Below are 21,251 nucleotides of genomic sequence, written 5' to 3'. Positions count from 1 at the left end.
CGACGCCATCGCCGCCAAGCTCAACCGCCGACCCCGCAAACGCCACGGCTGGAAGACCCCTACCATGATCCTCGACAACCACGTGTTGCAGTGACCACTGGAATCCAGGCTGGCACCAACTGTTAGGTCGGGCGGTCGCGGTCACGCCGTGGCCAGGAGGCGGCTGGCCACGGCGCCGATCGACGTCCGCGACGCACCGAAGGACGTCACCAGCGCGGCGCCGGCGTAGACCGCGGCGCGGGCCGGCCAGCCGACCTCGACGGTCACGAGGTCGGGGCGGGCGAGTGCGAGCCGCTCGAGCAGATCGAGCTGCCAGCGGTGAGCACCGGCGGAACGAACCACGACGACGAGCGGGCGGTTGTCGGCGTCGGCGGCGATCTCCTCCGCTGTCGTCGATGGCGTGGCGTCGCGATGCCTGGCCGTCGGATCGGCGGCGGCGATCACCGGACCGAGGCCCCACAGCACCCCGTGGGTGGCCATGCTCGCCTCGGCCCGGCAGTCGACGACGAGCGCGCTGCGGACAGGAACCCGGAGGTCGCCGGCCACGGCGACCGCCCGGGCCGCCACAGATGCGACGATGGCTTCGTCGGCGTCGGGGTCGGCGGCCGCCTCGATCACGTGCCTCGCGCGGCTCGCCCGGCAGAGACTGCCGACCCGTGCGGCGGCGTCGGCGAGCCGGGCGCCGGACAGGCGCCCGTCGGCTACGGCTCGCACGAGCGCGCTGGTGACCGCCAAGGGAACGTCGTGGCCTTGGCGCGCACCGAGGCACAACAGGTCGCAGCCGGCGTCGATCGCGGCCACGGCGGCGACGCCGATCATGTCCGGCGTGACCTCCCCGTAGCGGACCGCGGGGCCGTGCACACCGGCCATGTCGAGCGCATCGGACACGATGACGCCGTCGAACCCCAACTCGTCACGCAAGACGCCGAGCACCACTCGGCTGCGCGTCGCCGGCTGGGCGTCGAGGGCGGTCACGACCATGTGCGCGGTCATCACCGCCGCCGCCGACGAACCGGCGAAGGGCACGAGCTCGCGTGCCCGCAGCGTGGCCGCGTCGACATCGAGTACGGGCAGGCCCTGATGGGAGTCGTCGACCGTCGCGCCGTGACCGGGGAAGTGCTTGAGGCAGGCGGCGACTCCGACCGACTCGAGCGCGGCGGCGGCGGCGGCGACGTGGCGGGCGACCAGCCCGGCGTCGTCGCCGAACGAACGCACGCCGATCACCGGGTTCTCGGCCGCCACGTTGACGTCGGCGACGGGCGCCAGGTCGAGGTCGATACCGGCCCGCGCCAAGCGACGGCCGATCATCCGATACGCCGCGGCGGTGGCTTCGAGGTCGTCGACCGCTCCGAGGACGGCGGGGCCGGGCACGTCCGAACCGCGGCGTTGGTCGAGCCGGGTGACGTCGCCACCCTCCTCGTCGATCGCCACCACGACGTCGGGACGCGCCGAGCGGAGCGCGGCGACCAGCTCGGCGACGGCCTCGTCGGACTCGACGTTGCCGGCGAAGAGGCAGACCGACCCGGTGCCGGCGGCCAGCTCGTCGAGCAACCACGGCGGCGCGACCGGTCCGTCGAACGACACCATCTGGACGGCGCGCGCCCAGCGTTCGAGGTCGGCGAGATCCGAAGCAACGATGTCGGTCATCCCGCTCATCCTCTCACCGCGACGGCGGTGAGCCGATGAATCCAGGCCGATGTCGCTGACGGGTTGCCCCCGAATGGCGAGCGGGCGCACCTGAGCCGGGCGGTCGGGCGGAGCGGCGGTACCGTGCCGGGGGTGACCGATCCCACCGTCGAGCCCGGCGACAATCCGGAACGTCCTGGCGAACTCGACCCCGCCTCGTTCCCCAGCAACGTCGAGCTGTGGGAGTCCCACGCCCAATGGTGGATCGACGGCTTCACCGCGGGCGCCGATCCGGAGTACGTCGAGCAGATCCTGCCCCTCGCGGCCGCCGAGCTGGCCGGCGCCCGGCGCGTGCTCGACGTCGGATGCGGCGACGGCCAGATCAGCCGGCTCGTGAAGGGCCTCGACGAGTCGGCGACGGTCGTGGGCATCGATCCGACGTGGAACCAGGTGAGCGTGGCCGCCCAGCGCGGGGGAGCGACCGGCTTCGTCCGGGCGTTCGCCGACGAGCTGCCGTTCCCCGACGCCTCGTTCGACGCCGTCGTCGCGTGCCTCGTGTTCGAGCACATCGACGAGGTCGACCAGGCGATCGCCGAGGTCGCTCGCGTCCTCGAGCCCGGTGGCCGCTTCTGCTTCTTCCTCAACCACCCGCTGCTCCAGACGCCTGACAGCGGCTGGATCGACGACCAGATGATCGAGCCGCCGGAGCAGTACTGGAGGATCGGGCCCTACCTGGTGGAGGCCGAGACGATCGAGGAGGTGGAGCTCGACGTGCATATCCGCTTCATCCACCGACCGCTGTCACGGTACGTCAACGCCCTGGCGGCCAACGGCCTGCTGATCGAGCGGATGGAGGAGCCGGCGCCGCCGCCCGGATTCCTGGCCCTCGCCCCGGAGTACACCGAGGCCGCCACGGTGCCTCGCCTCCTCTACCTCCGCACCATCAAACACTGACGCTCACGTCATGCCGCGGCTCCGGCTCGGGACCTTTCACATGACATGAACGGGAATCTCTTCCGTTTTCGGTCCGTCGTGACGCTGAGGGAGAGTGTGAACCCGATCGCCGTCGTCACCGCAACGTGTGCTGCTCAGCAGGGCGCCATCTCGACGTTGCAGCTCCGCGCCGCCGAGCTGACACCGAAGGCGCGCCGCGGCGCCGAGGAGCGAGGATGGTTGCGGCCAGCCGCGCCCGGGGTGTACGTCGTGGCCGGCTCGCCCGATACATGGATGCGTCGCCTCCAGATCGGACTGCTCTCGCTCGGACCGAGAGCCTGGGTGAGTCACGAATCGGCGGCGGTGTTGTGGGGCTTCGATCGGTGCCTCGACCAGCCGCTGCACCTCACCGTGCCCCGGGAGTTGAGGTTCCACGCGCTCCCAGCGCCGTACGTCGTTCACACCACCGGCCTGATCGGTCCCCACGACGTGCTCGAGCGGCGCCACCTGCCGTGTTCGTCGGCGACGCGGACGATCCTCGACCTCGCCACGCTCGGCGTTCCACGCGTCCGGCTCGGGGCATCGATCGACAGTGCCGTGCGCGACCATCACTCCTCTCCGACCGTGCTCGCAGAACGGTTGTCGACGTTGCGGGGCAGCGGCCGGGCCGGCGTGCGGCTCATCGACAGACTGCTGCCTGATTCTGGTGGGGAGACCATCCTGGAGCGGGCGTTCCTGGGCCTCGTACGGCGCGCCGGGCTTCCAAGGCCGAACACCCAACGTCGCGTCTACGACCGGCGCCGCCACGTCGGGCGCGTCGACTTCTCCTACGACGAGCTGCGGATCGTGGTCGAGGTGACGGGGCGCAAGGGGCACGCCAGCGACGAGGAGCGGCTGCGCGACGCGCAGCGACGCAACGAGCTCCAGGACGTGGGCTTACGGGTGTACGAGTACACATCGGCGGACGTTCGGGATCGGCCGGCATTCGTGGTCTCCTCGCTGCGGACCCGCCTCGAGCACGCGATGTCGTTCAAGTCAGCCCACAGCTCCCAACCGGGCGTCCGGGCGTGACGTGAACGAGGGGCGCGGCGGGTCAGCGGGTGATGTCGCGGTGGGAGGTGCGCACGGCGAGGCCCCGAGAGCGCAACCGGGCGGCCAGCTCCTCGGCGATGGCGACCGAGCGATGGCGACCGCCGGTACAGCCGATGGCGATCGTGAGGTAGCTGCGGCCCTCCGACTGGTAACCGGGCACGGTCGCCTGCAGCATCGCGTCGAACGAGTCGAGGAACTCCGACGTCTGGGCCCGCTCGAGCACGTAGTCGCGCACGGCCGGATCGTGTCCCGTGAGCGGGCGCAACTCGTCCACCCAGTGCGGGTTGGGCAAGAACCGCACGTCCATCACGATGTCGGCGTCGAGCGGCAGGCCGTGCTTGAACCCGAAGCTCTCGACGGCGACCTGCAGCTGCGTCGTGCCCGATTCGGAGAAGGCGGCGAGCACCCTTTCCTTCAACTGGTGCACGTTGAGGTCGGTCGTGTCGATGATGAGGTCGGCCGACTCGCGGATCGACTTGAGCTGCGCTCGCTCGAGCTCGATCGACTCGAGGAGTCCGTCGGCCTCGCCGGCGAGCGGATGCTTTCGGCGTGTCGCGTCGTAGCGACGGACCAACTCGGCCGCCGACGCGTCGAGGAACACGACGGTGACCTGATGCCCCGACGCCCGTACCGCCGACACCCGGGCCAGCAGCCCGCCATGGTCCCGTCCGGCCACCAACGCCAGCCGGTCGATGCCGGCGGTGCCGGGCAGCGACGCGAGTTCGACCACCTTCTCGACGAGCGAGGTCGGCAGGTTGTCGACCACGTACCAGCCGAGGTCTTCCATGACATCGGCGACGCCGGACCGGCCGGCGCCCGACAGTCCGGTGATGACGACGATCTGGGCCACGACGTCGAGGGTAGCGCTGCCCCCTCGAAGCTGCCCGGACCTTTCAGCCGGGGTCGAGCCGATCGGTCGTCGCGATCGGCGGGCCACGAGGACCTTCGGCCCTGCGTGGCCGGGGAACGCAACCGATACAGTCGGCCTCATGACCATCCGCGTTGGCATCAACGGATTTGGCCGCATCGGCCGCAACCTCTTCAGGGCGGCCAAGGCCTCCGGCGCCCCCATCGACTTCGTCGCCGTCAACGACCTCGGCGACGTGCCGACGATGGCGCACCTGCTGAAGTACGACTCCGTCCTCGGCATCCTCCCTGGCGACGTCAAGGTGTCGAAGAACGGCATCTCGGTCGACGGCGACGAGCTCCAGGTGCTCTCCGAGCGCAATCCGGCCGACCTCCCGTGGGGCGACCTCGGCGTCGACGTCGTCGTCGAGTCCACCGGCATCTTCACGTCGCGTGACAAGGCCAGCGCCCACCTCGACGCCGGCGCCCCGCTGGTGGTCGTGTCGGCTCCGGCCGACGGTGCCGACGCCACGTTCGTCTACGGCGTGAACCACAAGGACTTCAATCCGCGCACGCACAAGGTCGTGTCCAACGCCAGCTGCACCACCAACTGCTTCGTGCCGCTGGTCAAGGTGCTCGACGACGCCTTCGGTGTCGAGCAGGGCCTGATGACCACGATCCACGCCTACACCGGCGATCAGTCGCTCGTCGACGGCCCGCACCGGGACCTGCGCCGGGCCCGCGCCGCGGCCATCAACATCATCCCCACGAGCACGGGCGCCGCTCGCGCCACCGGCCTGGTGCTGGAGGCGATGAAGGGCAAGCTCGACGGCACGTCGCTGCGGGTGCCGGTGCCCACCGGATCGATCACCGACTTCAACGCCATCTTGAAGTCGGCACCGTCGGTCGCCGAGATCAACGCCGCCTACGCCAAGGCCGCCAAGAGCGGACCGCTGAAGGGCGTGCTGCGTTACACGGACGAGCCGATCGTGTCGTCCGACATCGTCACCGATCCGCACTCGTGCATCTTCGACGCCAAGATGACGATGGCCCAGGGCAAGCTCGTCAAGGTGTTCGGCTGGTACGACAACGAGTGGGGCTACTCGAACCGTCTCGTCGACTTCCTCGCCTTCGCCGGCGCCAAGGTCGCCAAGCTCAAGAAGTGAGGATCGGACCCGTGCTCCGATGCGAGCGACCGAGCGCCAGCTGCCGACGCTTCAGCGGCGCCCACTTGTCGGGAGCGGCAGGTAACGGCCTGCGTGGCCTCGTGAGCTTCAGCGAAGCGCTTGTAGGAACGCAGTCACAGTGAATACCCGGGTTCCCACGCTCGAGGACCTCGAGCAGGCGCTCGGCGGTCTCGCCGGCAAGCGCATCCTCGTGCGCACCGACTTCAACGTCCCGCTCGACGGGTCGACGATCACCGACGACTTCCGGATCCGCGCCGCGCTGCCGACGATCGAATGGCTCACCGAGCGGGGGGCCACCGTGCTCACCGCCAGCCACCTCGGCCGGCCCAAGGGCCAGGCCAACCCGAAGTACTCGATGGATCCGGTGCGGGCCCGGCTCGCCGAGCTGGCGCCCGGCGTGTCCCTGCTCGAGAACCTCCGGTTCGATCCGGGTGAGGAGGGCAACGACGACGCCTTCGCCGCCCATCTGGTCGACGATCCCGACGGCAACGGTCCGATCGACGGCTACGTGAACGACGCCTTCGGCGCGTCACACCGTGCGCACGCGTCCATCGTCGGCCCGCCCAGGCGGGTCCCGTCGGCCGCCGGCCGCCTGCTCGAGAAGGAGGTCGACGTGCTGCTCGGCCTGCGGAGCTCGCCGAAGCGCCCGTTCGTCGCCGTGCTCGGCGGCGCCAAGATCAGCGACAAGCTGGGGGTCGTCGAAGCGCTGCTCGACGTCGTCGACCATCTCGTCATCGGCGGCGCCATGGCCTTCACGTTTCTCTCCGCCAAGGGGCTGCCGATCGGCGACTCGCTGTTCGAGCCCGACCAGGTGGACACGTGCAAGCGCCTGCTCGAGTCGGGCAAGGCCATCAGCCTGCCGAGCGACATCGTCGGCCTCGACGCCAACGGTCGGTTCGCCACATGGGGCACCCGCATCCCCGAGGGCGGCAAGGGCCTCGACATCGGACCGGGCTCGGCCGCCGAGTTCTCCGACATCGTGATGGAAGCCCGCACGGTCTTCTGGAACGGCCCGATGGGCATGTTCGAGGACGAGCGCTTCGCGGCCGGCACCAAGTCGGTCGCGGAGGCGATGGCGGCCACCAAGGCCTTCACCGTCGTGGGGGGTGGCGACTCGGCCGCGGCGCTCGCCCAGTTCCGTCTCGACGACGACGTCGATCACGTGTCGACGGGCGGGGGTGCGTCACTCGAACTGCTCGAGCTCGGCGACCTTCCCGGCCTCGCCGCGCTGCGGGAAGGAAGCACAACGTGATGAGTTCAGCGAGCGCAGCAAGCGTCCCGAGGCTCGAGCGGGTAGGTCGGCGGAGCGCTAGCGGAGCCGGCCGGCGCGCCGGCCTGCGTGGCCGGGGAACGCAATGACGCGGACGCCGCTCATCTCGGGCAACTGGAAGATGCATCACAACCACTTCGAGGCGATCCAGACCGTGCAGAAGCTGCACTACCTCGTCGACAAGGAGACGACCGAGTCGGTCGACGTGAGCATCCACCCGCCGTTCACCGACCTGCGCAGCATCCAGACGCTCATCGATGCCGACGATCTGCCGTTCGCCCTCGGCGCCCAGCACTGTCACTGGGAGGACAAGGGGGCGTTCACCGGTGAGGTGTCGCCGGTGTTCCTCGCCAAGCTCGACGTGAAGTACGTCATCGTCGGCCACAGCGAGCGGCGCGAGCTGTTCGGCGAGACCGACGAGATGGTCGCCGCCAAGGTGTCGGCCATCCAGAAGCACGGCATGACACCGATCGTCTGTGTCGGTGAGACGCTCGACGAGCGCGAAGCGGGCGACACCGAGGACAAGGTGCTCGGCCAGATCGACACCGCAGTGGCCGGTCGGGCGAAGGCCCAGATCGCCTCGCTCGTGATCGCCTACGAGCCGATCTGGGCGATCGGCACGGGCAAGACGGCGACGTCGGATGACGCCCAGACGGTGTGCCATTCGATCCGCGAGCGGATCCGCCATCTCACGGACGCGGCAACGGCCGACGCCGTGCGGATCCAGTACGGCGGATCGGTGAAGGCGGCCAACATCGCCGAGTTGATGGCCCAGCCCGACATCGACGGCGCCCTCGTCGGCGGAGCCAGTCTCGACCCCGACGAGTTCGCCAAGATCATCGCCTACCAGGGCTGACGTTCGACCGCCGTTCGCCGTCCGGAGGGTATTTGCCCACCTCGCGGTGCGACCGGAGGGTAAATACCTGACGGTTCCGTGGGGTAAATACCCTCCGGTCGGTGACGGTGGGTAAATACCCTCCCGTCGTTCAGGCGCACTCCGCGCGGTGGGCGTTGCGTGGTGTACGGCGCGGCGTTCACTTGGCCGTTCATTGTCACGGGGCTACCAGTTGGGGTCTTGGCCGGGGGAGCGGCCGCTGGTGTCGAGGTCTCGGGTCGCCTCGCGTTGGGCGGCGCCGGCGCGGTTGCGCGCGTCCAGCTCGTTGACCTGTTCGGTGTCGACGCCCTCGTTGTCGATCGACTCGTTCTCCTCCTGGGCGAGCTCGGTGTCGCTCTGTGGATCCCGGTCGCGGCCGAGCTTCTTGGAGAGACGCTCCCGGGTTTCGGCGAGCCGCGCGCCGGCGTCGTCGGGAACGATCGAGCGGCAGGTGCGGCCGTCCACGATGTTCATCGCGTCCTGATATGCCGCCCGCGGATCGTCGGGGCCGGGACCGACGGCCGTACGTCGATCGAACGGATCGGCGTCGGTGTCGTCGGCGAGCGAGTCGCCCGCCGCCAGCAGGTCGCCCTGGGCCTCGAGGGTGACGGCGAGGTTGAAGCGGATCTCGCAGTCATCCGGTGCCGCGGCGAGGGCGCGGCGGAAGGCATCCTCGGCGCCGAGCAGGTCACCCTGGCGATACAGGGCGTCGCCGAGACCGAGGTCGTCGAGCGAGGGATCGACGATGTCGAGGACGCCGAGTCTGCGGAAGTTCGTCTCTGCCCGTTCCCAGTGGCCGTCGGCGTAGGCGGAGGTGCCGGCCGCGGCGAACCAGTACATCGTCAGGGACTTCAGCCCGACGGCGAGCAACGCCGCAACGAGCGGCAGGGCGAGCAGGCGCCGGCGCCGGCGGGTCGGGCGAAGCCGGCCGGTCATGCCGTCCTCCGGCGTGACGCCGGTCCGAACGCCCGGCGGGCCGCGGCCACTTCCTCGGCACTCGCCGCCGCCTGCCACAGCACCAGGGCGACGAGGGCCCCGGCCGGGATCCAGTAGAGGCGGTTGCGGGCCGGGCGATCACCGGCGCCGGCCGTCGCCGCGGCGTCGCGGATGTCGCTCGCCAGGTCGTCGAGACCGCCCGGCGACTGGCGATGGAGGTAGGGCACGCCGATGTCGGTCGCGATGCGACGCAACGCCCCCTCGTCAGCACGGGAGACCGCGTGCTCACCGGTGGCCGCGTCGATCAGGTACGGGTCCTCGCTGACGGTGGCGCGCCGCTCGCGGCCGACGAACTCCTGCATCCTCGCGCCCTCGGCGGTGCCGTAGCCGAACACGGCACCGGCGTCGACGAGGTCGGCGAGATCGGCGAACGACTCCAACCCGCTCGATCCTTCGTCGGCGTCGATCGTGTTCGGGCCGAGCAGCTGCCCGGCCTGTTGGCTCAGCGACGGGCCAGACGTCGTCGCCGCGGTGCGTTCGCCGTCGGAGAAGTAGAAGACGACGCTGAACCCTTCGTCGCCGGTGGCCGTCGGGCGGGGGAGCTGTTCACCGACGGCCGCCAGGGCGAGCTCGAGCTGACTGCCGCGGCTGTAGGCGGCGCGCTCCTGGCGCAGGACGGCGACGGCGGTCTCGAGCGCGGCGGCGTCGGTGGTCCACGGCAGGTCGATCCGCGCTTGGGTGTCGAAGCGGACGAGCGAGAAGTGGGCGCCCGGGAAGTAGCTCGCCAGCTCGGTGATGTCGGCGCGGACACCGTCGAGGCGGGGACGATCGGTCGCGCCCGTGGCCGTCGGGCCGTAGTCCTCGGCGGCCATGCTCGCCGTGGTGTCGACGACGAAGAGCACGTCGGCGGCGGTCTGGCGCGCTTCGCTCCGGCCGGCGGTGGTGGCGGGGTCGACGGCGATCGCCAGGGCCGCCGCGCAGATCCCGCCGGAGCGCAGCAGGGCCCCGACCCCGGGCCGGCGCCGGATCCGCACCACGAACACGACGACGACGAGCGCCGCCACACCGGCGATCACCGGCCACGGCAACAACGGGTCGAATCTCATCGCCGGAGGACGAGCGTGAGGAGGGACAGGAGGGCGGCGCCGGCGGTGACGCCGGCGGCCAGCGTGGTGGGGCGATCGTCGCGCACCAGCTCGGGTGGTTGCTCGAGCTTCGTCGCCTCCATCTCGATGATCTGGCTGACGACGGTGTCGACCACGTCGTCGTCCGCGGTCGTGAGGTACGCCCCGCCCGTCAGCGCCGTGGCGGCCGCCAGTTCCCTGGCGTCGTAGTCGGTGATGTGCCCGTCGACGGCGATGCCGTACACGCGGATGCCTCGTTGGGCGGCCAACGTCGCCGCCTCGTCGAGCGACACGATCGGGTCGCCGGCGAGCGCGTTGTCGGTGGCCAGCACGATCGAGCGGGCCCGCTCCTCGTCGGGACGGTCGAAGCGCATGATGCACGACGCCAGTCCGTCGCCGATCAGCGAGCTGCCGCCTTCCTCGGTCCCGAGCACGAACGACCGCGCCCCTCGGTTGAGCTGGTCGACTGCGTACTCGAGCATCGCCGTGACGTACTCGCCGTCATCCGTCAGCGGGAACACGGTGATGGCCGCCCCGTTCCAGATCGTCAGCCCGATCCGATCGCCGGGCAGTCCCGACGAGATGTCGACGAAGCGACGCAGCAGCGACTCGTCGAGCTCCTTCATCGAGCCCGACACGTCCAGGCAGAGCATGACGTCGCGGCTGAGACTCGTTCGTTCCCGCGACTGCTCGGTCAGCGGTCGCATCATCAGCACCACACCTGCGAGCCCGGTGATGGAGAGCATCGCCAGCTCGGCGCCGGCGAGCGACCGGTATCGGCGCAGCGCCTTGCGGAACGGTCCGGAGGCGAGGGCATGGTCGACGTTGGCGACGGCGAGCTCGTCGCCCCAGTCGCCGCGCCCGGAACGGCCGGCGCGGCGTGAGCGCCGGACGAGAACCACAGCGACGACGATGCCGACGGCGAGGGCCACCGCGCCCAGCCACGCGCTGCGGAAGACGAGGGCAGCGATCATGCCGACGGCTCCTCGCCGGTCGGCGGTACGCCGTCACGGTTGGTGCCTGGCACCATCCGTGACGCGTCGGCGTCGTCCTCGGTGATCACGTCGCGTGCGACGCGGAGCGACTGTGCGGTGTCCGCCGACGCCGACTCGGCGAACTGCGGCTGCTCGAACGACCGCACGGCGGCGGCGGCGCGGCGGCGCCCGGCCGAGTCGAGGGCACTCGCCGACATCGCGTCGGCGCCCGTCGTGCCGGTGTCGCCGGCGTACGAGCGAAGGGTGCGAGCCAGTTCGTGATGGAGGTGGCGCTCGTCGAGATCCCCGCCGGCCAGGCGGGCGCCGAGCTCGTCGATGCGATGGAGGTAGACGTCGTGGATCGTCGCCGGCGGGGCGATCTCGACGCTGCGGTGGCGTCTCGGCCTGATGATCCAGACGGCCAGGGCAGCGCCGGCGAGCAGCGCCCCGATGCCGATCGCCAGCCAGAGCCCGCTCAGCGGATGCGGGGCGTACAGCCGGTCGTCGGCGGGTGGCGCCGTGTCGGCGGACGCCGCCGCCAGGAGCGCCGACCACCCCGTCGCGAGGATCATCGTCGGGCCTCGGCGACGGCGAGCCGTTGGCGCTCCAAGAGCTCGAAGACCGACGAGACGGTGGTGTCGGCGCCGCTGAGCCCCGTCGATGCGGCGCCGCACTCGGTCAGCGCGGCCCGGAGACGGCGCCGTCGTTCGGCGGCCACCTGCTGGAGGTCGGCGTGGAGGCGGGGGCGGTCCCGGAAGAACGCCGGGATGCGATGTCCCTCGACATGTCGGAGCGGCTGCGACGCCAGCGCCGGTTCGGTGATCGCCATGTCGCCGACGGCGCAGTACAGCACCTCGTGCTGGGCGCATAGCCGGCGGATGCGGCGGAGATGCCCGCTGTCGAGGTCGATGTCGTCGGCGAGCACGACCACGATCAGGCGGCGCCGGAACTGGCGGGCCACGTGGTCCAGCAGGCCGTCGAGGTCGGACATCGACCCGTCGAGATCGATCGTCGAGTGGATGGTCCGCAGGATCTGCTCGAGGTGTGCCTCCCCGCGACCGAACGGTACGTGGGCGATTCCCGTCGACCCGCCCAGGGGGCCGCTCGTCGGACCGACGACCAGCCCGATCGAGTCCCCGTGGCGCATCGCCAGCTGGCCGATCAGCCCGGTGGCCAGCACGACGACATCCCGCTTGGAACATGTGGCGTCGGCCATGGCTGCCATCGACCGCCCGGAGTCGACGACGAAGAGGACCCCGTGGCGGCGCTCGGCGACGTTTCGCTTCACGAGCGGCCGGCCGCTGCGCGCCGTCGCCTTCCAGTCGATGTCCTTGACGTCGTCGCCGACGACGTAGTCACGCAGGTCCTCGAAGTCCATGCTCCGGCCGCGATGGATCGAGCCGTACTCGCCGTCGAGGAGGTGTTGCGTCCGCCGCCGCACGGCGATCGCCGTGCGCGAGCGAACCTTGACGAGCAGGGCCCGGTCCGCGCCGGGTGCCGTCACCGTCCGGTCGCCGGGCGGCTCGGCTCCGGCGGGCGAGCGGTCAGGGCGTCGGAACCGCGGCAACGACCGCATCGATGATCGCCTCCACCGGCACCTCGTCGGCGACCGCCTGGAAGCCGAGGCGCACCCGGTGCCGGAACACCACATGGCAGAGCGAGCGGACGTCATCGGGCGTGGCGTAGGAACGCCCGTGGAGCAAGGCCAATGCGCGCGACGCCTGTTGCAATGCGATCGAGCCCCGCGGGCTCGACCCGAGCTCGATGTACGAGGCCAGCGTCGGGTCGATGAGATCGGCGGCCGAGCGAGTCGCCTGAGCCAGGGCAACGGCGTAGCGCTTCACCTCGTCGTCGACGTAGACGCGTGTGGCCAGGTCGATCAGGAACTCCACATCGGCGAGCTCGACCACGTGCTGCACCGCCGGCGCCTTGGTACCGAGCACCCCCCGGTCGACCCGCTCGAGCACCTCCAACTCCTCGGCCGCGGTGGGATAGCCGATGACCTCCTTGAGCAGGAAGCGGTCCATCTGCGCCTGGGGGAGGGGATAGGTGCCTTCCTCCTCGATCGGGTTCTGCGTCGCCATCACCATGAACGGAGAGGGCAACGGATAGACCATGCCGCCGATGCTCGTCTGGCGCTCCTGCATGGCCTCGAGCGTGGCGCTCTGGGTCTTGGCGCTCGAACGGTTGACCTCGTCGAGCAGCACGAAGTTGGCGTGCACCGGCCCCAGGCGGGTGTCGAACTCGCCGTTCGAGGGGTCGTAGACCTGCGTGCCGACGATGTCGCTAGGCAGCAGGTCAGGCGTGCACTGGATGCGGGCGAACGAGGCGTTCACCACGCCGGCGAGGGTGGACACAGCGGTCGTCTTGGCCAGTCCGGGGACGCTCTCCACGAGGATGTGCCCTTCGGCGAGCATCGTGACGAGGAGGCTGGTGCGCAGATGGGCCTGGCCGACGAGGCGCTCGTCGTAGGCCCGCCGCAATCGCGACACGATGTCGTCCGCGCGCTCCAGGTCGGCCGGTGACAACGGCTTCCCGCGATCGTGAGCGGCCGGTTCGGCCGCTCCGCCGGCCACGGGTCCGGACGCGTGAGATCGTGTTCCGATACTCATGCAGGATGGCGCTTCACGTCGGTGATCGGCAAGGACGTAGCTTCGCGACGGCTCCGTGCCGGCGGCTTGAACGAAATTGCGCGTCCGTTCTGACCAGGGGAAACGCGGCCGATTTGCGCGATTTGTGTTGTCTCGTTGTTTCCGTTCCCGGAACATTCGCTCCGATCTCCATTTGCTCCGGTCAGAGGCTTTCCCACACCGTGGGACCCTGCTACGGTGTCGCCACCCAAGGTTTGGGGGACGGGCCTCGGGCCGGTCGACAGCGCCACCGACACGGCATCGTGAAGGGAGCAGCCGACCGACGAGCCGTCACGCTTCATAGTCACAACTCAGGAGGTCGATGACGTGACCAGTCGTCGAAGGAGCAAGACGCTCATTTCCCTATTCGCCTCTGCCTCGGTCGCGGCCATGGTGACCGCCGGCGCAGCCGGTGCCACCACAGCCCCACCTGGCACCGACGCCGCCGGCACCGAAGCCGCCGGGTCTGAAGCACCGGCCGGCAGCGATGCGGCAGCTGGCTCGGGCGGAGTGGGAGAAGTCGGCGGCAGTGCCTGCGGCATCCCCCACGGCCCCTGGGAGCCGGCTGCAGCCGCCCCGTCAGGCGAAGTCCGCGTCGCGTGGAACGACCCGTTGCTGTCGTTCAACTCGAACACCAACCGCGGCAACGCCACGGCCAACAACAACCCCCTGTACCTGATGAACGCCGGCGGCTTCTCGATGTACAACGCCGACCTGGAGCTCATCAACAACGATCAGTTCGGCACGTGCACCATCGAGTCGCTCGACCCGCTGACCATCACGTACCGCATCAACGAGGGCGTCACGTGGAGCGACGGCACGCAGGTCGACGCGGCCGACCTCATCCTCCAGTGGGGGGCCGGCAACGGCCAGTTCAACGACGCGAGCACCGTCGTCACGGGCGACACCGGTGAGACAGCCGAGGCCGACGAGAACGGCAACCCGATCATCGTCGGGCCCGACGGCGCCGACATCACGTCGGTCGACGAAGAGGCCTACAACGCCGCCTACGACCCCGACAGCGGCGCGCTCCTCGAGGGCTATGCCTACAAGATCAGCGCCGGCGTCGCGTTCGACACGTCGAGCCCGTCGCTGGCCCTCATCAGCGAGATGCCCACGATCTCGGAGGACGGCCTCGCCGTCACCACGGTGTGGGACAGCTTCTACGTCGACTACCAGATCGCCGGTCTGTCCACGCTCGGCGTTCCGGCGCACGTCGTCGCACAGCGGGCCCTCGGCATCGAGGATCCGGCCGAGGCCAAGCAGGCGCTCATCGACGCCTTCGCCAACGACGACCCGGCTGCTCTGAAGCCGATCGCCGACTTCTGGAACACCGGCTTCGACGCCAACAGCCTCCCGGACGACCCGGGCCTGTACCTCGGCGTCGGCCCCTACAACCTCACCGCCTACGACGAGGTCACGCAGATGACGTTCGAGGCACGCGAGGGCTACACGTGGGGTCCCCAGCCGAACGTCCAGACGATCGTCTACCGCATCATCGGTGACCCGACTGCCGCCGTCCAGGCGCTGCAGAACGAGGAGATCGACATCATCCAGCCGCAGGCGACCGCGGACATCCTCGACCAGCTGGCCGGCCTCGCCGACCGCGGCGTCGAGGTGATCTCCGACAACGGCGCCACGTTCGAGCACGTCGACCTGGCCATGAACAACGGTGGACCGTTCGACCCGGCAGCGTACGGCGGCGATGAGGCCACGGCGCTCGCCGTCCGTCAGGCGTTCCTCAAGACGATCCCGCGGCAGGAGATCCTCGACCGCCTGATCGTCCCGCTGGTTCCCGACGCCGTACTGCGCGACTCGTTCACGCAGGTGCCCGGCTCGCCGATGTACGAAGGCATCGCCTCCACCAACGGTGTCCGTGACTTCGCCGAAGTCGACATCGAGGGTGCCACGGCGCTGCTCGAGGAGGCCGGTGTCACCACGCCGCTCGACGTGCGGTTCCTGTATGCCGCCAACAACCCGCGGCGTGCCGCCGAGTACGAACTGATCCGTGACTCGGCTGCCCAGGCCGGCTTCAACGTCATCGACGGCAACAGCCCGACGTGGGGTGTCGACCTCAACAACACCGACTTGTACGACGCCGCCCTCTTCGGTTGGCAGTCGACGTCCATCAACGTGAGCGACAGTGAGTCGAACTACGCGACGGACACGATCAACAACCACTACGGGTTCTCGAACGCCGAGGTCGACGAGCTGTACGCCCAGCTGCAGGTCACGACCGACGCCGCCGAGCAGGAGGCGATCCTCGGCCGGGTCGAAGCGATCCTCGTCGAGGAAGCCTTCGGCATCCCGATCTTCCAGCACCCGTCGATCACCGGGTACAACTCCACCTATGTCAGCGGTGTCAGCAACATCGCCATCGCCCCGACGGTGTTCTTCAACGTCTGGGAGTGGCAGGCCGTCGGCTGACCACTTGAATCGGGAGTGCTCGAAGCTCCCGTTGCCCGTTACCAGCGGGGCCGGTCGCCATGGTGCGGCCGGCCCCGCCCGGCGGGTACACCTGATCAACGTCTCGTGGAGTACTGCGCCTGATGCTCGTGTTCATCTCCCGGCGGCTCATCGCCGGGCTTCTCGTCCTCTTCGTCGCCTCGTTCATCGTCTACATCCTGATGTCGAAGGCGGGCGACCCGCTCGCCTTCATCGCCGAGATCCAGAACGAGGAGCAGCGGATCGCCATCGAAAAAGCGGTGCGCGACGGCCTCAACCTCGACACGCCCGTCATCGGGCGCTTCTTCCTCTGGCTCCGTGACCTGTTCACAGGGGAGTGGTTCGGCATCTCCGCCCGAACCCAGCTGCCGATCGGCGATGACCTGCGCTCTCGCATCCCGGTCACGCTCAAGCTGGTGGGCGCGGCGACGATCCTGTCGATGGTGGTCGGAACGACCGTCGGTGTCGTCACGGCGATCCGCCAGTACTCCGGCTTCGACTACCTCGTCACCTTCTTCACGTTCGTCTTCTTCTCGCTCCCCAGCTTCTGGGTGGGCGTGATCCTCAAGGACATCGGCGGCATCCAGTTCAACGACTGGTTGCGCGACAGCGCCCGCTTCTCGCCGGCCGTGCTGGTCGGCATCGGCGTCGTGGCCTTCATCCTCATCTACACCTCCGCCGGCGGTGAGCCGCGCCGGAAGCTCGCCGTCGCGGCGATCGGCACCGGCGTCATCGAGGCGGTCCTGATCTACGTGTCGGCCACGGAGTGGCTGCGGAACCCCGGTCTCGGCCCCGTGGTCACCGCCCTGTTCGCGGTGTTGATCGCCCTCGGCCTCACCGCCGTGATGGCGGGGCTCCGCAACGTCAAGGCCCGCAACACGGCACTGACGACCGCGGCGATCGGTGCCGTGCTGTGGTTCCCCCTGCAGATCTGGCTCGACGACATGAGCTTTTGGAAGCTCCTGCTGTTTGCCGTGGTCTCGATCGGCGTCGGCGTCGGTGTCGGATACGCCTGGGGTGGTTTCGACAAGGGCCTGTCCGGACGGATCGGCGGGCTCACCGCGTTCTTGATCTCGATCGTCATCTTCGTCGACCGGGCGATGCAGTCGTGGGACGACTACGCGTCCAACAGCGTGATCCGCAACCGGCCGATCAAGACGATCGGCGACCGTGAGACCCGGCTGGAAGGCGATTTCTGGCAGCACGTCAACGACACCTTCGGCCACATCATCTTGCCGACCATGGTGCTGATGCTCATCTCGGTCGCCACCTACACCCGGTACTCGCGCTCGAGCATGCTGGAGGTGTTCAACCAGGACTACATGCGCACGGCACGCTCGAAGGGCCTCACCGAACGCACCATCATCGTGCGCCACGGTTTGCGCAACGCCCTGATCCCCCTGGCGACCGTCATGACCCTCGACATCAGCGGCGTGCTCGGCGGAGCGGTCATCACCGAGACCGTCTTCGAGTGGAACGGGATGGGCAGGATGTTCATCGATGCCCTCCGAGCACTCGACCCCAACCCGGTGATGGCGTTCCTCGTCATCACCGCCGGCTGCGCCATCGTCTTCAACATCATCGCCGACCTGCTGTATGCCGTTCTCGACCCGCGAATCCGGATCACATGAGCAGCGCGTCAACCCCCCGCACGGAGGTCCCGGTATGACCGCACCCGTCGATCTCGATCCCGGCCACCAGGCCGGAGACGCACCCATCGCCGACGAGCAGCTGTTCGAGCAGAAGGAGGTCGCCGGCCTCAGCCAGATGCAGATCGTCCGGCGCCGGTTCCTTCGGCACCGAGGGGCGATGTCGTCGATGCTGCTCCTCGCCACCATCGTCATCGTCTCGATCTCGTCGGTCGGTGTCGGCCCGATCCCCGGATGGTGGAAGTGGGAGCCCAACCAGGGCGTGCCGCCGGTGGCCGACGATGGGCCGACCCTGTCGCTTCGTCCGGGCTGGCTCGGCGGCAGCGGCATCGGGCTCGGCACGCACCCTTTCGGCGTCGACAACGAGCTCGGCCGCGACATGTTCGCCATGACGATGAAGGGTGTGCAGACGTCGCTGACGATCATCCTCGTCTACGGAGCGCTGGCCCTGATCATCGGCGTCACCGTCGGGGCGGTCGCCGGCTACTTCGGTGGATGGCTCGACATCGTGCTGATGCGCATCACCGAGGTGTTCATGGTGATCCCATTGCTCGTCGTGGCCGCCGTAGCCGGGTACGCCTTCAACGCGACCGGCGTCTGGTCACTCGCCATCCTGCTCGGCATCGTCGGCTGGACGGGATTGTCGAGGCTCGTGAGAGCCGAGTTCCTGGCGCTCCGCGAGCGCGAGTTCGTCGACGCCGCGCGCGTGGCCGGGGCCTCGTCGCGCCGGATCATCTTCAAGCACATCCTGCCCAACAGCGTCGGTGTGATCGTCGTCAGCATGACGCTGCTCATGGGTGCCGGCATCCTCGCCGAGGCCGCGCTCGGCTTCCTCGGATTCGGCGTGCAGCGGCCCAACATCTCGCTCGGCAACCTCGTGGAGGACTACAAGACGGCGTTCTCCGTCCGGCCGTGGCTGTTCCTCTGGCCCGGCGTGTTCATCGTGGCGATCGTGCTCAGCCTGCAGTTCATCGGTGACGGTCTGCGCGACGCCTTCGACCCCCGCCAGAAGCGCATCCCCAAGCGCAAGGACCTGAGCGTGAGCGACGACCAGATCCGCCTCGAGGTCGGTGCGGCGAACATGCAACGGCACGCCGGCAACTAGACGATGGCGGCAACGATGCCGATCGCCACCAGGCCGGCCGCGGCGGCCAGCGTGCCGACATGCCACCGGACGGGTGGACGGTCGTGTTCGAGTCGCGGGTCGTCGAGATGACCGGCGCGTCGGAGTTCCTCCCAGCGGGCCTCCACCATGTCGGCGGCCGCACTCGCCGGGTTGGACGTGCGCTCGACGGCGGTGACCGCGGCGATCGCCGCCTCGGTCCGCAGCGAGCCGCGGTGCACGAGGGCGGCCCGACGACCGGCGCCGCGGCTGCGGGCGGGCGCCGCCCACGCCGTGAAGCGGCCATACGCGGTCTCGATCTCGAGCGCGAAGCGCATCTCGATCGCCGTGATCGCCGGCCACGGCACGTCGATCGTCCTCGTGACATTGACGAGCCGGACACCGCCGTCGGAGACGACCACCTCGGGACGCCAGAACGCTGCCCACGCCCCACCGGCGATCAGGGCCAACCACGGCCCGAACGCGACCACGGCACCCGGACCGCCCTGGATCGCCAACGACACCACGCCGGCGGCGCACAGCGCCGCCGTCACGACCGCGAGCACCCGGCCGAAAAGGGGTCGGAAGACGTGCTCCACTGCTACATCGTGCCATCGAAACGAATGTGACCCAATGACTGACACAACCCTGAACGACATCGACCCGAAGGAACCGGTCCTCTCCGTCCGCAATCTCGACATCGATTTCTGGGTCGACGGCACCTGGTACCCGGCGGTCGTCGGCAGCAACTTCGACCTGTTCCCGGGCGAGGTGCTGGCGATCGTCGGTGAGTCGGGTTCGGGCAAGTCCACCACGGCGATGGCGCTGCTCGGCCTGCTGCCCAAGAACTCGTCGGTCCGCGGCTCGATCAAGATGCGCGGCAAGGAGATCGTCGGCATCGACAACTACTCGCTCCGCCAGATCCGCGGCGCCGAGGCGGCGATGATCTTCCAGGAGCCGATGACGGCGCTGAACCCGGTGTACACGGTCGGGTTCCAGATCGCCGAGATGCTGCGCAGCCACCAGGCGATGTCGCCGAAGCTGGCCCGGCAGCGGGCGATCGAGCTGTTGACGCTCGTCGAGATCCCCGATCCCGAGCGTCGCGTCGACTCGTACCCGCACCAGCTCTCGGGCGGCCAGCGCCAGCGGGCGATGATCGCCCAGGCGCTGGCGATGGACCCGGCGTTGCTCATCGCCGACGAACCGACCACGGCCCTCGACGTCACCGTGCAGGCCGAGATCCTCAAGTTGATCCGCGACCTGCGCGACCGCATCGACGCCGGCATCGTGCTGATCACCCACGACATGGGCGTGGTCGCCGACCTCTCCGACCGCGTGATCGTGATGGAGAAGGGCATCATCGTCGAGTCGGGCACGGCCCACCAGGTGTTCAAGGAGCCGCAGCACGCCTACACCCAGCAGCTGCTGGCAGCCGTGCCGCACCTCGGCTCGGTCATCGCCGGCACCGAGTCCACGGCGCCGAACGTGGCGGTGCGGGACACGAGTGCGCCGTCAGCCGTTGCGGGTGAGTTGGTCGTCGACCTGCGAGACGTCGCCATCGAGTACCCCAAGCGTGGCCGGGTCCCGGCGTTCCGTGCGGTGGACGGCGTCACGCTCACCGTCGAGCCGGGCGAGGTCGTCGGGCTGGTGGGGGAATCCGGCTCCGGCAAGACCACCATCGGGCGGGCGATCGTCGGTCTGCTCCCGTTCGTGTCCGGCGAGGCGCACATCCTCGGCACCAACATGGTGGGCATCGACAAGGAACAGCTCCGGCAGGTGCGACGAGACGTGAGCTTCGTGTTCCAGGACCCGGGATCCTCGCTCAACCCGCGATTGCCGGTCGGCGAATCGATCGGCGAGCCGCTGCTGCTCCAGGGCATCGCCAAGGGTGACGCCCTGGCCAAGCGGGTCGAGAACCTGCTCGATCGCGTGCACCTCTCCCGCGACCTTCGCAACCGCTACCCGCACGAGCTGTCCGGCGGGCAGCGTCAGCGCGTCGGCATCGCCAGAGCTCTGGCGCTCGGGCCCAAGCTGCTCATCGCCGACGAGCCGACCTCGGCGCTCGACGTGTCGGTGCAGGCCAAGGTGCTCGAGCTGTTCCAGGAGCTGCAGGCCGAGATCGGCTTCGCCTGCCTGTTCATCTCCCACGATCTCGCCGTCGTCGAGATCCTGGCGCGGCGCATCGCCGTGATGCAGCTCGGGCAGCTGGTCGAGTTCGGACCTCGGGAGCAGATCCTCAACAACCCGCAGGACCTGTACACCAAGCGCCTGCTCGCGGCGGTGCCGGTGCCCGACCCCGACGAGCAGCGGATCCGCCGAACCGAACGCGACCGCCTGCTCGCCGCGGCCGCGGCGGAAGCCTCGGAATAGCGCGTACGCAGGCGTGATCGGCCGCTGGAACAAATTTGCCAGGATGGTCACACGGCGGTCGTTCGCTTTCCCGAAGTTTGAGATGCTGGTAACTTTGCGTCGCCTCGGGTTCTGGGGAGGGCCTTTGGCCGGCGATCGTGTCGAGATCGACACGCTGGCCGAATCACTTCTCCGCACTTGATCATCGAGTGGG

General features: G+C 69.4%; 18 protein-coding genes. 9 read left to right on the top strand and 9 right to left on the bottom strand.

Translation table 11 applies throughout. From position 1 onward, the window contains the following. Window positions 1-141 precede the first annotated feature (141 nt). Window positions 142-1,647 carry a glycoside hydrolase family 3 protein gene (locus DN771_RS13235; RefSeq protein ID WP_162941899.1) on the bottom strand — a complete coding sequence of 502 codons (1,506 nt, stop codon included), beginning with the start codon at window positions 1,645-1,647 and terminating at the stop codon, window positions 142-144. A gap of 132 nt (window positions 1,648-1,779) precedes the next feature. Here DN771_RS13235 and DN771_RS13230 point away from each other — a divergent pair, with 132 nt between their 5' ends. Both DN771_RS13230 and DN771_RS13225 read left to right on the top strand, forming a co-directional pair. After that, window positions 1,780-2,580 carry a class I SAM-dependent methyltransferase gene (locus DN771_RS13230; RefSeq protein WP_116998007.1) on the top strand — a complete coding sequence of 267 codons (801 nt, stop codon included), beginning with the start codon at window positions 1,780-1,782 and terminating at the stop codon, window positions 2,578-2,580. Window positions 2,581-2,676: 96 nt separating this feature from the next. Further along, window positions 2,677-3,630, top strand: coding sequence for a DUF559 domain-containing protein (locus DN771_RS13225; protein ID WP_162941898.1), 954 nt, complete (start codon window positions 2,677-2,679; stop codon window positions 3,628-3,630). A 22-nt stretch (window positions 3,631-3,652) separates the two neighbouring features. On the opposite strand, the gene rapZ is transcribed toward DN771_RS13225, so the two are convergent. Beyond that, on the bottom strand, window positions 3,653-4,501 hold the full coding sequence (gene rapZ / locus DN771_RS13220; RefSeq protein WP_205528569.1) for an RNase adapter RapZ: 849 nt from the start codon (window positions 4,499-4,501) through the stop codon (window positions 3,653-3,655). Window positions 4,502-4,640: 139 nt separating this feature from the next. Here rapZ and gap point away from each other — a divergent pair, with 139 nt between their 5' ends. From gap to tpiA, 3 genes are all read left to right on the top strand, one after another. After that, entirely contained in the window at window positions 4,641-5,663 is a 1,023-nt protein-coding gene (gene gap, locus DN771_RS13215; RefSeq protein WP_116998004.1) for a type I glyceraldehyde-3-phosphate dehydrogenase, read from the top strand. Window positions 5,664-5,802: 139 nt separating this feature from the next. Next, a complete protein-coding gene (locus DN771_RS13210; RefSeq protein ID WP_116998003.1) occupies window positions 5,803-6,936 on the top strand; it encodes a phosphoglycerate kinase in 1,134 nt (377 codons plus the stop codon). A 103-nt stretch (window positions 6,937-7,039) separates the two neighbouring features. Beyond that, window positions 7,040-7,810 carry a triose-phosphate isomerase gene (tpiA, locus tag DN771_RS13205; RefSeq protein WP_116998002.1) on the top strand — a complete coding sequence of 257 codons (771 nt, stop codon included), beginning with the start codon at window positions 7,040-7,042 and terminating at the stop codon, window positions 7,808-7,810. Window positions 7,811-8,014: 204 nt separating this feature from the next. Here the strand turns inward: tpiA and DN771_RS13200 are convergent, their stop codons facing one another. Genes DN771_RS13200 through DN771_RS13175 form a run of 6 tightly spaced genes read right to left on the bottom strand, consistent with a single transcriptional unit; the run spans window position 8,015 to window position 13,474 of the window. Continuing rightward, window positions 8,015-8,764 (bottom strand): tetratricopeptide repeat protein, encoded by a 750-nt coding sequence (locus tag DN771_RS13200; RefSeq protein WP_162941897.1) that lies wholly within the window; start codon window positions 8,762-8,764, stop codon window positions 8,015-8,017. Further along, window positions 8,761-9,870 carry a vWA domain-containing protein gene (locus tag DN771_RS13195; RefSeq protein ID WP_116998000.1) on the bottom strand — a complete coding sequence of 370 codons (1,110 nt, stop codon included), beginning with the start codon at window positions 9,868-9,870 and terminating at the stop codon, window positions 8,761-8,763. Before DN771_RS13195 ends, DN771_RS13200 begins: the two co-directional genes overlap by 4 nt. Further along, window positions 9,867-10,862: a VWA domain-containing protein gene (locus DN771_RS13190; protein ID WP_116997999.1), complete on the bottom strand. Its 996-nt coding sequence runs from the start codon at window positions 10,860-10,862 to the stop codon at window positions 9,867-9,869. Before DN771_RS13190 ends, DN771_RS13195 begins: the two co-directional genes overlap by 4 nt. Further along, on the bottom strand, window positions 10,859-11,434 hold the full coding sequence (locus DN771_RS13185) for a hypothetical protein (RefSeq protein WP_116997998.1): 576 nt from the start codon (window positions 11,432-11,434) through the stop codon (window positions 10,859-10,861). Before DN771_RS13185 ends, DN771_RS13190 begins: the two co-directional genes overlap by 4 nt. Beyond that, complete coding sequence (locus DN771_RS13180) at window positions 11,431-12,366, bottom strand: DUF58 domain-containing protein (protein ID WP_162941896.1); 936 nt, start codon at window positions 12,364-12,366, stop codon at window positions 11,431-11,433. The genes DN771_RS13185 and DN771_RS13180 overlap by 4 nt, the downstream gene beginning before the upstream one ends. A gap of 40 nt (window positions 12,367-12,406) precedes the next feature. Beyond that, a complete protein-coding gene (locus DN771_RS13175; protein ID WP_116997996.1) occupies window positions 12,407-13,474 on the bottom strand; it encodes an AAA family ATPase in 1,068 nt (355 codons plus the stop codon). A 408-nt stretch (window positions 13,475-13,882) separates the two neighbouring features. Here DN771_RS13175 and DN771_RS13170 point away from each other — a divergent pair, with 408 nt between their 5' ends. The 3 genes from DN771_RS13170 to DN771_RS13160 all read left to right on the top strand — a co-directional run bounded on the left by DN771_RS13170 (window position 13,883) and on the right by DN771_RS13160 (window position 18,691). Next, window positions 13,883-15,919 (top strand): ABC transporter substrate-binding protein, encoded by a 2,037-nt coding sequence (locus DN771_RS13170; RefSeq protein WP_116997995.1) that lies wholly within the window; start codon window positions 13,883-13,885, stop codon window positions 15,917-15,919. A 122-nt stretch (window positions 15,920-16,041) separates the two neighbouring features. Continuing rightward, window positions 16,042-17,568, top strand: a complete 1,527-nt coding sequence (locus DN771_RS13165) for an ABC transporter permease (RefSeq protein WP_116997994.1) — start codon at window positions 16,042-16,044, stop codon at window positions 17,566-17,568. Between the two features lie 34 nt (window positions 17,569-17,602). After that, on the top strand, window positions 17,603-18,691 hold the full coding sequence (locus DN771_RS13160; protein ID WP_162941895.1) for an ABC transporter permease: 1,089 nt from the start codon (window positions 17,603-17,605) through the stop codon (window positions 18,689-18,691). Here the strand turns inward: DN771_RS13160 and DN771_RS13155 are convergent. Beyond that, window positions 18,688-19,287, bottom strand: a complete 600-nt coding sequence (locus DN771_RS13155) for a PH domain-containing protein (protein ID WP_162941894.1) — start codon at window positions 19,285-19,287, stop codon at window positions 18,688-18,690. The genes DN771_RS13160 and DN771_RS13155 overlap by 4 nt on opposite strands. 34 nt (window positions 19,288-19,321) lie before the next feature. Between DN771_RS13155 and DN771_RS13150 the strand changes: the two genes are divergently transcribed. Next, window positions 19,322-21,058, top strand: a complete 1,737-nt coding sequence (locus tag DN771_RS13150) for an ABC transporter ATP-binding protein (RefSeq protein ID WP_116997991.1) — start codon at window positions 19,322-19,324, stop codon at window positions 21,056-21,058. Window positions 21,059-21,251 lie beyond the last annotated feature (193 nt).

The sequence above is a fragment of the Desertimonas flava genome, assembly GCF_003426815.1.
Taxonomy (GTDB): domain Bacteria; phylum Actinomycetota; class Acidimicrobiia; order Acidimicrobiales; family Ilumatobacteraceae; genus Desertimonas; species Desertimonas flava.
This window is presented reverse-complemented; position numbering and strand designations above follow the sequence as displayed.

Coding starts and splice junctions, on each gene's coding strand:
- DN771_RS13185 (WP_116997998.1), bottom strand. CDS start 11,434: ATGATCCTCGCGACGGGGTGGTCGGCGCTCCTGGCGGCGGCGTCCGCC.
- DN771_RS13235 (WP_162941899.1), bottom strand. CDS start 1,647: ATGACCGACATCGTTGCTTCGGATCTCGCCGACCTCGAACGCTGGGCG.
- DN771_RS13200 (WP_162941897.1), bottom strand. CDS start 8,764: ATGACCGGCCGGCTTCGCCCGACCCGCCGGCGCCGGCGCCTGCTCGCC.
- DN771_RS13165 (WP_116997994.1), top strand. CDS start 16,042: ATGCTCGTGTTCATCTCCCGGCGGCTCATCGCCGGGCTTCTCGTCCTC.
- DN771_RS13190 (WP_116997999.1), bottom strand. CDS start 10,862: ATGATCGCTGCCCTCGTCTTCCGCAGCGCGTGGCTGGGCGCGGTGGCC.
- DN771_RS13160 (WP_162941895.1), top strand. CDS start 17,603: ATGACCGCACCCGTCGATCTCGATCCCGGCCACCAGGCCGGAGACGCA.
- DN771_RS13195 (WP_116998000.1), bottom strand. CDS start 9,870: ATGAGATTCGACCCGTTGTTGCCGTGGCCGGTGATCGCCGGTGTGGCG.
- DN771_RS13170 (WP_116997995.1), top strand. CDS start 13,883: ATGGTGACCGCCGGCGCAGCCGGTGCCACCACAGCCCCACCTGGCACC.
- DN771_RS13150 (WP_116997991.1), top strand. CDS start 19,322: ATGACTGACACAACCCTGAACGACATCGACCCGAAGGAACCGGTCCTC.
- tpiA (WP_116998002.1), top strand. CDS start 7,040: ATGACGCGGACGCCGCTCATCTCGGGCAACTGGAAGATGCATCACAAC.
- gap (WP_116998004.1), top strand. CDS start 4,641: ATGACCATCCGCGTTGGCATCAACGGATTTGGCCGCATCGGCCGCAAC.
- DN771_RS13175 (WP_116997996.1), bottom strand. CDS start 13,474: ATGAGTATCGGAACACGATCTCACGCGTCCGGACCCGTGGCCGGCGGA.